Source organism: Candidatus Dependentiae bacterium, assembly GCA_016191325.1.
Lineage (GTDB): Bacteria > Babelota > Babeliae > Babelales > JACPOV01 > JACPOV01.
The window spans coordinates 954,738-969,872 of sequence record JACPOV010000008.1; the positions used below are offsets into that span (position 1 = coordinate 954,738).

A 15,135-nucleotide genomic window follows, 5' to 3' on the forward strand; every position below is an offset into this window, starting at 1 on the left:
CATTATTTGGAGTTTTTCTCTAAAAAAAGCAAAAACCGGAGGTATTACTATGAACCGACTATTTTTAAAAATAGCATGGCCTATTGCTTCGATTGCCCACTTAGCAAGCGCAGCTCCTTCATTTGAATCACTAGCGCTTCTGGAGCGTCAAATTTCGGTATTGCCGGAAAAGACCTTCCGCTTCATGCCAACCTTTCTTAGCTTAGATCAGTTGCGAGCGACAATAGCCACTTATCGGGCACAACGAGTAATCGAACAACGCAACGCTCCATGGATAGACGCGCGTTCTTCAAATGGTCTTTTTGCGCAAAAGTTAATCGTACCGCAAGACAGCAAAATTCTTTTTTTTGGTGATATTCATGGATCAGTCCATTCGATCGTACGAATGTTTAATTCTTGCATAAAACAAGGAATCGTGAACGATCAACTCGCGATTACACAACCAAATACTTACTTTGTTTTTCTGGGAGACTATGTCGATCGCGGTTTTTACAGCATAGAAACGCTCAATACTCTTTTACAATTTGCAATACGAAATCCTGGCAAAGTGATTTTACTGCGCGGCAACCATGAAGATGAAATGATGAACCGTTCATTCGGGTTTGGCCAAGAACTTACTACAAAGTTTCCGGAAATTGCCGCAGCCGACAATTCACTAATCTATAAATTATTTGATTTGATGCCCTCTGTGCTCTATTTAGGCGCAGGAATAAATAATAATTTTGATATTATTCAATGTTGCCACGGGGGTATTGAAATTGGATTCAATCCTCAAAAATTACTAGAGCATTCATCACACAAAACTTTTCAAGCAATTGATCGAATCGAGAGAGCAAGCGCCATTCGCGCATTGCCGCAAGCGTTAAAAAAACCAATTCTCGATACGATTCCCGCGCAAGAAATATGCGGCTGTTCGCTCTCAGCTCCAACTTCGCCTACGCATCTTGGATTTTTATGGAACGATTTTATTGAAAAAGATACGCTGTATACATCATCTGCAATTGGCTATAAAGAAGATCGCGGTTGGGTGCTTGGTAAAATTCTAACCAAACATTTTCTAAGTATGCACAGCGCCGCAAATGCTCACATTCGCACAATTTTTCGCGCGCATCAGCACCATGGATCAATGCTTGAAATGATGAAAGAAAATCAGGGAATTGTTCCACTCTGGAACGGATTGGTTTATACCTTTGTTTCATCCCCTGTTAACGGAATGAATATTCACTTCGACTCGTATGGGATTTTAAGCGTTGGTAAATCGTTTGACGAGTGGAAAATGAAGCACTGCATTATTACAAAAAATGGCATCGATTACAAAGAGATGCCAAAACTCATCAACTAATTAAACGGTACACAGTTCTTAGGGGGACTTTATGAATTATAAACTATTGTTTATGACACCTCTTTTCTATCCGCTTATAAATTGCATGGATCAGCAAAAACTTACGGAGCGACAACAAGGTATTAATGCCTATCAGTCGGTGCAACCAGCTGTTGCAAAACTCATGAAGCATCCAAAAAATGATCCATGGCCTTTGATAACTCTAAACCATATCATCAACGGCAACAGGAAACAGGATCTCGACGGTCAATATAAAGAAAACGGTAAAGAATATGAACAGGGCATTGGGATAGATGGCTTAAAGAATATCAAAGTTCTTGAAGAATACGGATTTCCCAAAAAAGCTCCCGAATATACCCCTTTAGTCAAAGAGGCAATAAATTTTGCAATCAACACCTCTAAATTGGGCGCAGAACTCAAAGCAGAAAAAACAGTAACGGAATTAGATGTTATTCGTGCACAATTGGTATCAAAAAAGAAATAGCTTTTCCCCTTTCACTACACAGCGTGATACACTTTCCCACTGAATTATTAACAAGTTCGGATCTATAGTTAACGAGGCTGTTTTTTATTTAATAGAAAACAGCCTCCATTAATTGAACGCTTCTCCAATTATGATTATACTTTGCTGCAATAAGCTCTATATAATTAAAGGAGAAATGAATGAAATATATTTTTGCAGCAATAGCATTTTTTCCTACCTTAATTCATTCTATGGATAATCGAACGGTTGTTTTACATACAGGACAAGCTGTATCCCAAGAAAAATTCGATGAGTGATGGCCAAAGTTCAAAAAATTGCTCACCAGTAATACGTTGCAAAGTGACCTTCCCTATTGCTTGTATTCTCTCTGCCATGGACAAGAATTATTGTTCAAGGATAGGAAACAACAAGTTGGCGATGCCGGCTTTCCTACCCATCCATCACAAATAGATGAAGACACAAAAAAAATTATTCTTGCTACTAATGCATTATCACTTTCTCCTCAAAAAAGAATAGAATTGGAAAGAGAGAAAGATTTTACATTTGACTTCATTAACCCAATCGATCCAACAGAAGGATACTGCGAATCTACTTGGGATTAATAGCGCTCAATCAATTATTGCAAAGGAATAGGATGCGTATACTATTATGCCTTTCATTTATTAGTTGCCAATCGATTTTATCGATGGATCACGAGAGCATTTGGAAAAAAATTGCACAACTCGAGCATCAAAAGAATAAAAGTGGTTTATCTCGAACACTTGCGGGGTTAGCGCAAGATGAAAAAATGGATGCACAAGATAAAAATAACCTCCCACAATTAGAACAACTTGGGCTGTTAGAAAATGGCCAGCTGTCTACGCAAATAAAAGATTACGTAAGTAAGTCATACCAAATGAATTTCATCACGATGGCATTGGAATTTGTAAAATTAAACGATACCAAGCAACGATTTGAAGTTTTTATTCCTGAAACCGGAATGGAAGTTTTAGCTAATGATATGATTGCAGATGAAGCAGTCCAAAACGCCAATCCGCATAAATAGCAATCTTAAACAAAGCAAGATTGAAAACAGTTCATTCGTATTTTGTTTTTTAGAAGCTTCTTGACCATTTTTTAAATAACGTTTCATACTTGCAGAAAAGGAATGCTTTTATGAAAATGTTATTTTTTGAATGTGAGCCTTTGCAAGAAGCTTCTTTTCGCACTGCTTTTTCGAAAGACCAACTATTTTTCTTTTCGGAACCATTGAATGAGAAAACCGTTCCAGGAAATCACAGCGATGCGGAAGTTATTTCAGTTTTCACCTCTTCCTGCGTCACCAAAAAAGTTATCGATCAATTCCCCAATCTTGCATTTCTTCTCACACGATCGGTAGGTTGTGACCATATTGATTTAGATGCGCTAAAAATGCGCGGCATCTTATTCTCAAATATTGCACACTATGCGGATCGCTCAGTTGCTGAATACGCGTTTGCATTAATCTTTAATCTCGCACGCAAAATTAATCCTGCCGCTAAAAGAACTTCGCAAGAACATTCAATTTCGCTGCAAGGTTTGCGCGGATTCGATCTTTACGAAAAAACCATAGGCGTTATTGGTACCGGAAATATCGGCAGCAACGTCATTCGGATTGCACATTGCCTTGGCATGAAAACAATCGCATTCGATATCGTTCAAAATCCAGAACTTAAAGAATTTGGAACAATCTATCTATCTCTAGAAGAATTATTAAAAACTGCCGATATAGTCTCAATTCATGTGCCATTAACAGAAAAGACTCATCATTTAATAAATGAACAAAACATTTCGCTCATAAAAAAAGGCGCTTATTTAATAAATACCGCACGGGGAGGAATTATTCAAACGCATGCATTAATAACCGGTTTACAAAAAAATATACTTGCGGGCGCAGCCCTTGATGTACTGGAAGACGAAAGCGTCACAATCGAACCTTTGCAGTTCGTTTCGCAAAAGCACCCCAATGAATCGCAGCTAAAAAATATCGTAGAAAATAATTATCTTCTTAATCATCCACATGTTTTAATCACCCCCCATAATGCGTTCAATAGCAACGAAGCAATTGATCGTCTTACGCACGAAACTATTGCAGCTATTGAAAAATTCAAAAATTCAGTGTCTTCAAAATAATTTCTTCTCTCTAAAATTTTAATCAATACAAAAGACTATTATTGTTCACTAATTTAATAAGCTCTTTTTCAAAAACATGCTTGAGTTCCTTAAATTTGCCATGCTACGGTAAAAAAAAAGGAAATAAAAAAGCATGTATATTAAGCCTCCCTATCAAGAAACCGTTCAAGCCCTTTCTGAATATTTTAAAACAAATCTAACCGATGGCCTTTCTACTCAGCAAGCGCAATACGGTTTGAAAGAATATGGGCTCAATCAGCTACCGGAAAAAAAGCCGGTTTCACTGTTCCGAATTTTTTTAAGACAGTTTGAGAGTCCACTTATCTATGTACTCGCTGCCGCTGCAAGCATCATAATGATTCTTGGAAATTCAATTGATGCATTGATTGTTAGCGTTATTCTTTTTTTTAATGCTCTCATTGGAACAATCCAAGAAGGAAGAACGCAGACGCTCCTTGCTAGTTTAAAAAACTATTTAAAAACTGAAGCTCTGGTAGTGCGCGATGGAAAGCAAATTATTATTCCATCGAAAGAAGTTGTCCCTGGGGATATTATTATCATCCAGCAAGGAGAACAAGTACCAGCCGATTCTCGACTCATTAATGCTCATCTACTTATGGTTGACGAAGCATTACTCACTGGTGAATCTATGGGCGTTAATAAAACTGCTAATGCTATTGCAGATGAACGCGGCATTGCAAATCAATCAAATATGGTTTTCAAGGGAACGTATGTGCTTTCTGGAAATGCTTCCGCACTCGTTGTTGCGATAGGTGCGAAAACTGAGGTCGGAAAAATTGGAACTCTTGCAGAAACTATTCATACCGATATGCCGCTCAAAAAAGATCTTGATCGCATTTCGCTCTGGGTGCTCATTTTTATTGTAACCGCATGTATATTCCTATTTATTATTGGCATTTGGCATGGTCGCTCATGGACAGATTTACTCATTATTTTGAGCGCTTTATTTATCTGTGTCGTTCCTGAAGGGTTGCCAGTTGTTTTCACATTAACACTAGTTAATGGTGCATATCAGATGGCAAAGAAAAATATCGTAGTAAAAAGACTTCAGGCAGTGGAAGGATTGGGACGCACTTCCGTTATCGTACTCGATAAAACCGGGACCCTTACCAAAAATGAAATGATGGTTTCTCGAGTTTATACAAATCATCATTGGTACGAAATTACCGGTCAGGGTTATCACCCCCAAGGTTCAATGATCAGTGACGGTTCCATCATAAAAAATATACATGAGCATCCAAATCTCGATCTCATGGCGCAGACAACCTCATTGCTTAATCGAACCCAAATGAATATAGATCAAAAAACAGGACTCTATTCCCTTAAAGGCGATCCTACACAGGCAGCTTTATACGTTTTTTCTCAAAAAGCAGGCTACGATCCGGCTCAATTGCGTAATCAATACATATTTTATGCTGAAATACCTTTTCAAGCAGATTTGCGTTATCAAGCAGATTTTTATCTGAAAGATAATAAACTTATAGCCCTCATAGTGGGCTCTCCTGAATTGGTGATGAATCGCTCAACTATAACAACGCAAGATGACAAAAATGCTCTCGCTGATTTGCTTAGAGGCGGGCTTCGTACGATCGCTGCAGCGTATAAAGAATTTGATTTACCAACGAAAAAAGAACTCAGTGGAGAAGTATTAAAAAATATGATCTCAGAAAATTTAATATTTTTGGGATTCTTCGGCCTACAAGATACCATTCGCCCAGAAGTTAGCGATATGATCAAGCAAGCTCGCGCGAGCGGCTTATGCGTAGTGATGGCAACCGGCGATCATCAGGGTACAGCGCTTTACGTCGCGAAAGCGGTTGGCATTTACAAAGAAGGCGATACGGCAATTGATGGGCCAGAATTTAAAAAATTGAGCGCGCAAGAACTTACTAAAGAATCAAAAGTAGCAACAGTTTATTCACGTCTTTCGCCAGAAAATAAACTGCAACTTATCGAAGCTTATCATCAACGGCGCCAAGTCGTAGCGATGACGGGAGACGGAGTAAATGATGCGCCTTCGTTGGTTGCCGCAGATATTGGAATTGCCATGGGAAGGATTGGCACTGAAGCTGCAAAAGAAGTTGCTGATATAATTCTGCTGGACGATTCATTTGCAAGTATTATGGATGCGATCGCCTACAGTGAACATATGTTTTCCACCCTCCGGCGTGTAATTCTTTATTTTTTTGCCACTAATCTCGCGGAAGTCCTGCTCATACTTTTTTCACTGGGTTTAAATATAGCCACATTACCACTGAATGCGGTGCAGATTTTTTGGCTTAATTTAGTTACTGATGGTTTTTTAAATGTCGCGCTCGCAGTTGAGCCACAGGAAAAAAACCATTATTTGAAAGTATCGCACCGTCGTACCACACTCATTGATAAATCATTACTATTAAAAACATTTTATTTGTCTCTGCCTATGGCAATCGGTTCGCTCGGAGTTTTTTTATGGTACCAATCAACAAGTATTCCACTGGCTCAAACCATGGCCTTGGTCACCATGGCACTTTACCAGTGGATGAACGCGTGGAATTGCAGATCTCAACATTTAACTAACTTCCAAATTGGTTTTTTTAGCAACCATTGGCTGATTGCAGCAACCTCATTCGTTTTATTTCTGCAGCTCCTCCTGGTTTATGCGCCATTTATGCAGCGTTTCTTTCATACGGTACCCTTAACCCTAAACCAATGGTTTCTAATTTTTATACTTACTAGTTCATTAGTAATTATTGAAGAAGCACGCAAATTTATTGCGCAATTTTTGCAACAAAAAGGAATGCAATAATGCTATTTTTTCTCGCTTTATTATTTGTTTTTTCATCAACTTCATGTATGGATAATTCCTTTAACAATTCCAAGAAAGAAAAAGAAAATATTCTAATATCAGACGAAAATGAGACCGATTATCTGGTAGATAAACAAACCTATAACGAATATTGGCCGCGTCTACAAAAAATTCATAAGGACATTTCTAATGCACCATCGAAAGCAGCGTATCAACTTTTAATTAAGTTGAGCTCAGGGCAGCAGTGCATTATTTCAAAAGAATCTGCAAAAATGCTTGAGCGATACGAATTCCCTCTAGATCAGAACAAATACACCGATGATCTTTGCGAAGTGATAGTAGTATTCAATACCATTAACGGGACTAAAAATTCAGATAAGGCGATTAACTTTTCCAACTCAACCATTGATTGGTCGCAATTTAATCAAACAAATAAAAATGATCCTGCCAATACGAACAAACAAAGTCAGTAAAAGCTTGGGCTTCTTTGAATTCTGCCCATTTGACTGCTCATCCAAATGGGATAGACTAAAATAACATTTTAAAACTTCTATTTGCAAAAGGATGAGCCATGAAATCGGTCTGCATCAAAACGTATCTAACTCTCTTTACAATGCTGCTCTGCCCCAAAATGTATTCAATGGCGGGAGTTGCTCAAATGCCTTCAGATAAAAAAGTTGCCGATCTTTCAATAAAAGATTTGCAACAAGTGATTAAGGATACCATACAAAGCTTGCTCGCGTTCGTAGATCCATATTCAATTTTGCAAAAACTTGATGAAGTAAAAGATGCTGAGCAAAAACTCAAAGCGGATTTTGAAACAAAAGAGCGTCAGATTGTTGATATTCAAAATAAGATCAAACAAAAAGAGGCAGAATTTCAAGCAAAGGCTCCTGCACTTAGCCCCGATGCTCGTGAAAAATATCAATCCGATATTATGAGCTTACGCGCACAAGGGCAAACAAAAATGGAAGGCTTGCAAACGTTCGTGCAACAAGCGCAACAAGAGCTCGAAATGCGTTTCTTTAAAAAAATCCAAGAGGCTGCTGAAGAAGTTGCAAATGAAGAAGGAATCATTCTCGTGCAAGGCGCCGGCATTGTATACGGTTCTAAAGCGCTCAATATTTCTGATAAAGTTTCAGCTCGCATGAATAAAAAATACAACGAAGAAAAACGCAAAAGCATGAAACCAGTACTAACTCCAGCTGCGCAACCATCTTCATTGCCAACAGCACCAAAATAACTCATGCAAATCGCTCCAATAACAGCGTTAAAAGATATTAAAGCAATTATCGGGCTAGGAAATCCTGGCCCGAAATTTGCCCGTACGCGGCACAATATCGGTTTTATGATCGTTGATGCACTGGCAGATCAAGCAAATGCTTCGTGGCACGCCAAAGGAAATATGGAAGTTGCCGCTATAGAGATCAATGGCAATAAAGTTATTTTGGTTAAACCACAAACGTTTATGAATGTATCAGGAAAAGTTTTACCCGAACTGGCCAAGCAAGGCATCAAAAAAGAAAATATTCTCGTGATTCACGATGAATTGGAATTGCCGTTTGGTAAACTTAAGGTACGCGCAGGCGGCAGCGCCAAAGGGCATAATGGATTGAAATCCATTATCGAACTCGTCGGCCCGGAATTTGCACGCCTCTCTGTCGGCATCGATCGCCCCGCAAATCGAGAACAAGTGCCCGATTATGTATTGCAAAATTTTTCGCAAAATTCTGCAGATCTTGATGCAATGATTGATCAGGCTATACAAAAAATTGAAGAAATATGCATTTAAAAAAAATAGATTTCTCAAAGTTAAAAAAATTTTGCATATAAAAGACGCAGCATTCAGTTTATATTCTAGTTTAATTTGAAATAATCTATAAGTTCAGTTTTTTGCTCTGAATTTAAACTATCGAATATTTTTTTTTGCATTTCTCCTTTTTTCAAATCAATCGGAGTATTTTTATTTTGCAAATGAAATAAAGCCGTTATTAATGCTAACTGGCTGGGGGAATTACACTGATTAATAGCGGAGATTAACGGTATTGAATAAAGTGTTTTTTCAGAACATATATAATTAATTCCTGTAGAAGTAACTGCTCCATTATTGTTAGTTATATATGGCATTTTAACCATTTTTTTTCTCATCAAATCATAAGCTACGGTTCTAATATCTCCATCTTTTTTAGCTATTGACCCTATGGCAAAATTTCCTCTTAACATAGCCCAATGTATATTTTGATCAGTTTTAGCTTGACTCCAATTACCATATTTATGGAGGTCATAATCTTTATCCAAATAATAGAGATCTGTGCCGACATCAGTAAATCCAATCACATCTTCATAAACCGATCCGCTAGCGCCTTGAGGTGTATCAACTTGAAGCCAACCATCCATTCCTTGGACTATTACTCTTTCGTCTTTACAAAATTTAACACTTTTGGGAACTTTTGAACCAAATGGGCTTATTTTTCTAAAGGAATTTTTTTTAACAAGATCATACCATACAATTTCTTTTCCATTTATATAAACCAGTTGCTTTTCCGATTTATCAAAAGAAATAAGGCCATCACTATTATTGTCCGATCTAATATCGTCAATAATTGCTTTATTTGAATCTAGTTGCAGTACATAGCCTTTTTGCGAAGAATTCTTAATTCCTAAAATAGCTAGATATTTACCAAACGGACTCAAGAAAATAGTTTTTAGCTGAGATATTTTATCAGAATCTACAGCTAGTTCCTGCTGAAGCTTTCCCGAGAGAGTATCGTGGATATTAATTTTTTTATTTGATTCGCCAATAGCTAAAGAATTGCCATTTTCGGTAAAGCTAATCGTTTGGATTTCTCCTTTTGTACCCAAATGGTGTACTTTTCCTGTGGCTAGATCCTCTACCTTCAGATTAGTCCAAACAGATGTGTTCGCTATAAATTGTTCCGTGGGGCTTAACCAAATAACATCAGACGCCGAATATCTTTTTTTTGCGATACGATCAATTACAATTCTTTTGGCTTCTTTTAATGTTTTACGATCATTAAAAATTTCAGAATCAAATTTTGTGAAAAATTGTTTATCGAAACCGCTTAACTCTTCTTTCGATTCTTTTAAATTATTCTCTAAATCCTCGATCAAATTATCAAATACTATATTTCCGTACATGCTCTTGTTGATAAAAGGAAGCTTGACCGGTTCTTTCTTGGCCCCCATCTCTCTCAAACGATTCAATTCCAAACTGGATAATTTCTCTTTAGTGGAGGTAGAATTGTCCCCAAAAACTGCCTCTCTAAAAAAACTACTCTTCTCAACAATATTCTCAATTACAGCTCCATCTTTTTCTAAATGAGTACCGTCACTTAACTCCAGTAAATAGCTCGGTGGATTATTCGCACTAACTGAGTACTTATCCATAGAATAGGAAAAACTCGTATGAACCATTAAAAAAAGCATTATAAAATAAATCATATCAGAATCCCTAAACACCAAAATTTTAAATTATTATTTTTTGCTTGCTATCCATTTTTTAAGCTCGTTAGAAAATGCATGAGCATCAACTCCCGGGCCGCCGCCTTGAAGCAATTCTGCTTTTCCGCCGCCGTGCATATTGAATGCTGTTTTGAGCCATTCTGAAACATTTTTCAGCGCAAACGTTTTTATTGTTGGCGAAAGAAGTGCCACAAATGAACTTTGCTGCGCAGAGTTCAACAAGAAGTAAAATCCTGGTTTTGTACGCATTAATTCATGCCCAATTTCGCGCAATTCATCAACTGAAGCATCATTGAATGATAAGAATAAAAATGGAATGCCGTTAATATTTTCAATGCGTTCGCGCCACTGGGGAAGCTGCAAATGCATCATTTGTTTCTTTAGGTGTCGTATTGAATCTTGCGCAGATTTCAATTGCTCACGATGTTTTGCAATCGCATCCATTACTTGATCAACCGGCACTTTAAAATCGGTGCTCAATTTTTTTGAAATGGTAAACGTTTGCTGATACATTTCTATCGCCTTAGGGCCAGTGAGCGCGACAATTCGTTTTTGCCCAGCTGCAAGCGCTGTTAGTTCAGTAATTTTGAAGCAACCAATATCGCCCGTTTGGCGCACGTGCGTTCCGCCGCAAAGCTCTGCAGAAAATCCTGGTACATCGATCACACGAACTTTTTCTGGATTATATTTTTCTCCAAAAATCGCCATTACGCCGCGCTTTATTGCATCATTATAGTTTGTTTCGGTGATAGAAACTGGAATATTTTCTCTAATTTTTTCGTTAACTAAATCTTCGACTTGTTTTATTTGATCTGCAGAAATTGCTTCATGATACGTAAAATCGAAACGTAAATAATCGGGAGCCACCAGCGAACCAGCTTGGCGCACTTCGCTTCCCAGAAATTTAATGAGCGCAGCTTGAAGCAAATGTGTTGCGGTATGATTGTACATAGTATTTAATCGAAGCTGTTTATCTACGATCGATACAACTGGATCACCTACCGAAATTGGCTTTGGGGTTTTTATCCGTGCAGCGATCGCATTATCTATTCTCTTTAAACCAATCAATGGCGCTTGAAACCCATCGATTCTGAGAGAACCTTGGTCACTTACTTGCCCGCCCTTCTCAACATAAAATGGTGATTTTGAGGCCACCACCCATACGTCGGAGCCAGCTGGCGCTTTTTCCACTTCATGATTATCGACAATAAGTGCCGTAATTTTTGAAGCGGCTTCAAGATCTGAGTAACCGGTAAAGTCTGTTTTAATATTTTCGCCCAGTTGAATTTCGTGAACCGTTTCCTTTTTTCCTGAGCGTTCTCGCTGTTGCTCCATCTCTTTTTCATAAGAAGGAATATCAACTTCAAACCCTTTTTCTTGCGCAATAATGCGCGTTATTTCAAGCGGGAATCCATACGTATCATAGAGTTTAAAAGCTTGAGAGCCTGAAACTATTTTATTTTTTGCTTCTTTAAAATAGTCGGCTAGCATTTCCTGTCCTTTGGTCAAATTCGCATCAAATTTTTCTACTTCTTGTTCAAGAAGCATAACGATGCGCGCGCGATGCTGCGCAAGCTCAGGGTATACTGAACCCATATCTTCGATTACCGCATCAACAAGCAACGGAAAAATCGGCTTTTCAATTAATTTTTTAGAAAATAATGCGGCGCGGCGGATAACTTTGCGTAGTACATAACCGCGACCATCATTTGAAGGGGTTGCGCCATCTGCAATTAAAAAGCTGGAAGCGCGAATGTGATCTGCAAGCACATGAAATGCCGCTTTTTTTTCTTTATCTTGCTGTCCATATTTTTTGCCAGTTAATTGCTCGATACGAGAAATAACGTTCGCAAATACATCGGTTTCATAAACGGTATCTTTTCCTTCAAGAAGCAATGCGAGTCTCTCAAGCCCCATTCCAGTATCAACGCCGGGCGATTTGAGCGATTTGTCGCTGCCATCCGGTTGGCGATCGAATTGCATGAAAACCAAATTCCATACTTCTAAATAACGATCGCATGAGCATCCAGGCTTGCAGTCCGGTTTATTGCAGCCATATTTTGCGCCGCGGTCAATATAAATTTCAGAGCACGGGCCGCAGGGGCCAGTATCGCCCATTTGCCAGAAATTATCAGCTTCGCCTAATTTGTGAATGCGCTCTGCAGGCAGGCCTACTTGTTTATTCCAAATTTCAAACGCTTCTTCGTCTTTATAATAAACCGATGCATGCATTACTTCCGGCTTAAATTTCATCGAGCCGGTCAAGAAATCCCAAGCAAATTGAATTGCTTCTTTTTTAAAATAATCGCCAAAAGAGAAATTGCCCATCATTTCAAAAAAAGTTAGATGGCGCGCCGTAAACCCAACATTATCAAGATCGTTGTGCTTACCGCCCGCGCGCATGCATTTTTGAATGCTTACCGCTCGTTTATAGCTGCGCGTTTCTTTACCCAAAAAGAGATCTTTAAACTGATTCATTCCAGCATTAGTAAAAAGAATCGTTGGATCTTGAGCGGGAATAAGCGAAGAACTTGGCACTTGTGTGTGCCCGCGGCTAACAAAGAAATCGAAAAAGAGTTTACGAATTTCAAGCGATTGCATTGATTTATCCTTATAAGACGAGCAGAATCGATGTATTTTTACTCTAGCACAAACCATTTTTGGCGTCGAGACCGTCTCGAAGTCGATTCGTTAATTTTTGAACCCGCTAAATGCGGGCAGTAGTTGTTCATAAATCTTTTTCAAATCGGTACTCACTTGCTTTGTTTCTCCAATTAAGGGGAAAAAATTAGTGTCGCCAACCCAGCGGGGAAGTACGTGAAAATGAAAATGGGCAGGAATGCCGGCGCCTGCCGCTTTTCCTAAATTGGCCCCAAGGTTTATTCCCTGAGCATTCAGTTCTTTTTTAAGTAGAGCTGTAGCAAAAGACGCCAATTCCATTAATTCTGCACGCGATTCTTTGCTCAATTCTTCAATTCCGGGCGTGTGCTCATTTGAAATAATAAGCAGATGCCCGCCAGAATAAGGATACGCGTTCATCATCACAAAATGATGCTTTGCTCTGAGTAAAATACCATAGTATGCGTCGTCGTTAGCAGCATATTGCTCGCAAAACGGACATTTTTCTTCAGCATTATTTTCTTTTTTTTGGCCATGTACGCCGCGGACATACGAATTGCGCCACGGAGAATATAACTTTTCCATACATCTTCCAATGTTTCTATTATAAAATTATTTATAAATTTATTTCTAATTTAAAGCTTTTCTGCTAGCATGATTTATGCAAAAATTTTCATACATCACCTATTAAAATTTAGTATATGTTTATTTTTATTTTATTTTTACTCTTGCCAAAAAGCATTTGTGCGCAAGAGGCTTCCAAGCCTTTTGATTATACACAACATCCCGCATATTCAGATGATATTTTTGCAAAGATTGTTTTGCACATGCCGCCAGAGATTGTTAAAGAAATAATCTTGCAATCTTTTGCAGATTCAGATCAAAAAGAAAAGAAATATCTTAGCGAAAAAATTGGTACGATAGATCAACTAAAAGCAGCTGATGGCAAGATTAAGGAATACTACAACGTTTACGCCGCCGCCTTTAGGAAACGGCATAATTTCGAGCCATTTCTAACAAATGATTCAAAAATAGAAGATCCTCAGAACGGTGGACTCATAGATGTATACAAGCCAACATACGAAGGATTAAAAACAATCAGCACATGCCACATTCCCTCTATTGCCCGCAAAAGAAATGAGTGGTCTTATCAGACTGCGTTAGGCTTAACGTTAAATGAAAAGCGTGATAAGGATGTCGTTTCTGAAGAGAAATGTGGCGACAGAACAAACCATAATCGATTAGCTGCTGCGTACAAGAAAGGTTGCAAACCTCCTTTGAATAAATCGTGGGGTGCTTCTTTAAAAAAGTCTGCGCCAGATAAATTCATTTCATATTTTTTTGGAGATGTGAAAGATTATATTTATTTGGGCAAAGCCGACCACTCGGATTCATTGGTATCTACTTGGCGCATTGAGATGCCGCATAAATTGATATCAGTCTTAGACAATATGTATTACCTCTATCCTATCGATAGTGATCCAATCCCCATAGCTCATATTGATTCAGATACACTTTTTAGTTTAACGCCAAATGGTGAGCCGGTTATAAAAAAATTAGCAGAAAATGAATATGTAAGCCTTGGTGAGGCGAACGATATTCTTCTTTTCAAAGACGGATACTCAGAACTTAGTCTCATAGATATGAGCGGAAAGAGGTGCGAAGAAAAAATTCCGCTGCCTCCTGAATGCTCAATTAAATCCGCCGCATTCATACCCCATACTTCCCGCATTGTCGCTATTGAATGTTATGAAGACACTAAAAAATATTATCTGAACACGATAACAAAACAGCTTTATCAATCCGCTAGATGGGCAGAAAAATTTCCCTCCACTTACGTCTATCCCCATTTAGAGCAATGGGATAAGCACTTTAAACCCGAATTCTATTTCGTCCAGGTACCAATGATAGCTGCCAATATAAAAAAAATAAAAGAGCTGGAGAGGCAATCTTCAACGGGCATTTGGACGACTAACCATCAATGCAAACTGCTAGATGCCCTCAAAGAATTTACGCAATTGGGTCATAGTTATCAAAGAGAGATTCTTTGGCTTACAAGTCCCAATTCGTCTCGCCCTTCTTATGCAAATAATCCCTATGCAAAGCTATATAAAGAACGATGCTCTTCTATTCCCATCAAAAAGATTAAGGAAAAAGATTTGGCCCTGGAAATCGCTCCAGCCCAGGGGACCGATATTATATTTGCAGATATATTAAGTTCTTTTATGAGCAACAATTCGAATTAAA

Annotated in this window: 13 protein-coding genes; 10 read left to right on the top strand and 3 right to left on the bottom strand. The window is 38.3% G+C overall.

Going from position 1 to position 15,135, the window contains the following annotated elements; genetic code table 11:
• Positions 1-49 precede the first annotated feature (49 nt).
• The 9 genes from HYX58_05160 (at position 50) to HYX58_05200 (ending at position 8,578) form a co-directional block, all read left to right on the top strand.
• Positions 50-1,342: a metallophosphoesterase gene (locus HYX58_05160; GenBank protein MBI2775367.1), complete on the top strand. Its 1,293-nt coding sequence runs from the start codon at positions 50-52 to the stop codon at positions 1,340-1,342.
• Between the two features lie 31 nt (positions 1,343-1,373).
• A complete protein-coding gene (locus tag HYX58_05165) occupies positions 1,374-1,826 on the top strand; it encodes a hypothetical protein (protein ID MBI2775368.1) in 453 nt (150 codons plus the stop codon).
• Positions 1,827-2,212: 386 nt separating this feature from the next.
• Positions 2,213-2,428, top strand: coding sequence for a hypothetical protein (locus HYX58_05170; protein MBI2775369.1), 216 nt, complete (start codon positions 2,213-2,215; stop codon positions 2,426-2,428).
• A 32-nt stretch (positions 2,429-2,460) separates the two neighbouring features.
• Positions 2,461-2,871, top strand: coding sequence for a hypothetical protein (locus tag HYX58_05175; protein ID MBI2775370.1), 411 nt, complete (start codon positions 2,461-2,463; stop codon positions 2,869-2,871).
• A gap of 110 nt (positions 2,872-2,981) precedes the next feature.
• Complete coding sequence (locus tag HYX58_05180) at positions 2,982-3,977, top strand: hydroxyacid dehydrogenase (protein MBI2775371.1); 996 nt, start codon at positions 2,982-2,984, stop codon at positions 3,975-3,977.
• A gap of 133 nt (positions 3,978-4,110) precedes the next feature.
• Complete coding sequence (locus tag HYX58_05185; GenBank protein ID MBI2775372.1) at positions 4,111-6,786, top strand: HAD-IC family P-type ATPase; 2,676 nt, start codon at positions 4,111-4,113, stop codon at positions 6,784-6,786.
• Positions 6,786-7,259, top strand: a complete 474-nt coding sequence (locus tag HYX58_05190; protein ID MBI2775373.1) for a hypothetical protein — start codon at positions 6,786-6,788, stop codon at positions 7,257-7,259. The genes HYX58_05185 and HYX58_05190 overlap by 1 nt, the downstream gene beginning before the upstream one ends.
• A gap of 98 nt (positions 7,260-7,357) precedes the next feature.
• On the top strand, positions 7,358-8,029 hold the full coding sequence (locus HYX58_05195; protein ID MBI2775374.1) for an OmpH family outer membrane protein: 672 nt from the start codon (positions 7,358-7,360) through the stop codon (positions 8,027-8,029).
• 3 nt (positions 8,030-8,032) lie between these two features.
• Entirely contained in the window at positions 8,033-8,578 is a 546-nt protein-coding gene (locus HYX58_05200) for an aminoacyl-tRNA hydrolase (protein ID MBI2775375.1), read from the top strand.
• A 65-nt stretch (positions 8,579-8,643) separates the two neighbouring features.
• Here the strand turns inward: HYX58_05200 and HYX58_05205 are convergent, their stop codons facing one another.
• The 3 genes from HYX58_05205 to HYX58_05215 all read right to left on the bottom strand — a co-directional run bounded on the left by HYX58_05205 (position 8,644) and on the right by HYX58_05215 (position 13,473).
• Complete coding sequence (locus HYX58_05205; GenBank protein ID MBI2775376.1) at positions 8,644-10,248, bottom strand: hypothetical protein; 1,605 nt, start codon at positions 10,246-10,248, stop codon at positions 8,644-8,646.
• Positions 10,249-10,281: 33 nt separating this feature from the next.
• Complete coding sequence (alaS, locus tag HYX58_05210; protein ID MBI2775377.1) at positions 10,282-12,870, bottom strand: alanine--tRNA ligase; 2,589 nt, start codon at positions 12,868-12,870, stop codon at positions 10,282-10,284.
• Between the two features lie 90 nt (positions 12,871-12,960).
• Positions 12,961-13,473, bottom strand: coding sequence for an HIT domain-containing protein (locus tag HYX58_05215; GenBank protein MBI2775378.1), 513 nt, complete (start codon positions 13,471-13,473; stop codon positions 12,961-12,963).
• A 116-nt stretch (positions 13,474-13,589) separates the two neighbouring features.
• On the opposite strand from HYX58_05215, the gene HYX58_05220 reads away from it, so the two are divergent.
• Complete coding sequence (locus HYX58_05220) at positions 13,590-15,134, top strand: hypothetical protein (GenBank protein ID MBI2775379.1); 1,545 nt, start codon at positions 13,590-13,592, stop codon at positions 15,132-15,134.
• The last annotated feature ends 1 nt before the right edge of the window (position 15,135 follow it).

Coding starts and splice junctions, on each gene's coding strand:
- HYX58_05220 (MBI2775379.1), top strand. CDS start 13,590: ATGTTTATTTTTATTTTATTTTTACTCTTGCCAAAAAGCATTTGTGCG.
- HYX58_05205 (MBI2775376.1), bottom strand. CDS start 10,248: ATGATTTATTTTATAATGCTTTTTTTAATGGTTCATACGAGTTTTTCC.
- HYX58_05175 (MBI2775370.1), top strand. CDS start 2,461: ATGCGTATACTATTATGCCTTTCATTTATTAGTTGCCAATCGATTTTA.
- HYX58_05215 (MBI2775378.1), bottom strand. CDS start 13,473: ATGGAAAAGTTATATTCTCCGTGGCGCAATTCGTATGTCCGCGGCGTA.
- HYX58_05160 (MBI2775367.1), top strand. CDS start 50: ATGAACCGACTATTTTTAAAAATAGCATGGCCTATTGCTTCGATTGCC.
- HYX58_05190 (MBI2775373.1), top strand. CDS start 6,786: ATGCTATTTTTTCTCGCTTTATTATTTGTTTTTTCATCAACTTCATGT.
- HYX58_05185 (MBI2775372.1), top strand. CDS start 4,111: ATGTATATTAAGCCTCCCTATCAAGAAACCGTTCAAGCCCTTTCTGAA.
- HYX58_05165 (MBI2775368.1), top strand. CDS start 1,374: ATGAATTATAAACTATTGTTTATGACACCTCTTTTCTATCCGCTTATA.
- HYX58_05200 (MBI2775375.1), top strand. CDS start 8,033: ATGCAAATCGCTCCAATAACAGCGTTAAAAGATATTAAAGCAATTATC.
- HYX58_05195 (MBI2775374.1), top strand. CDS start 7,358: ATGAAATCGGTCTGCATCAAAACGTATCTAACTCTCTTTACAATGCTG.
- HYX58_05180 (MBI2775371.1), top strand. CDS start 2,982: ATGAAAATGTTATTTTTTGAATGTGAGCCTTTGCAAGAAGCTTCTTTT.
- alaS (MBI2775377.1), bottom strand. CDS start 12,870: ATGCAATCGCTTGAAATTCGTAAACTCTTTTTCGATTTCTTTGTTAGC.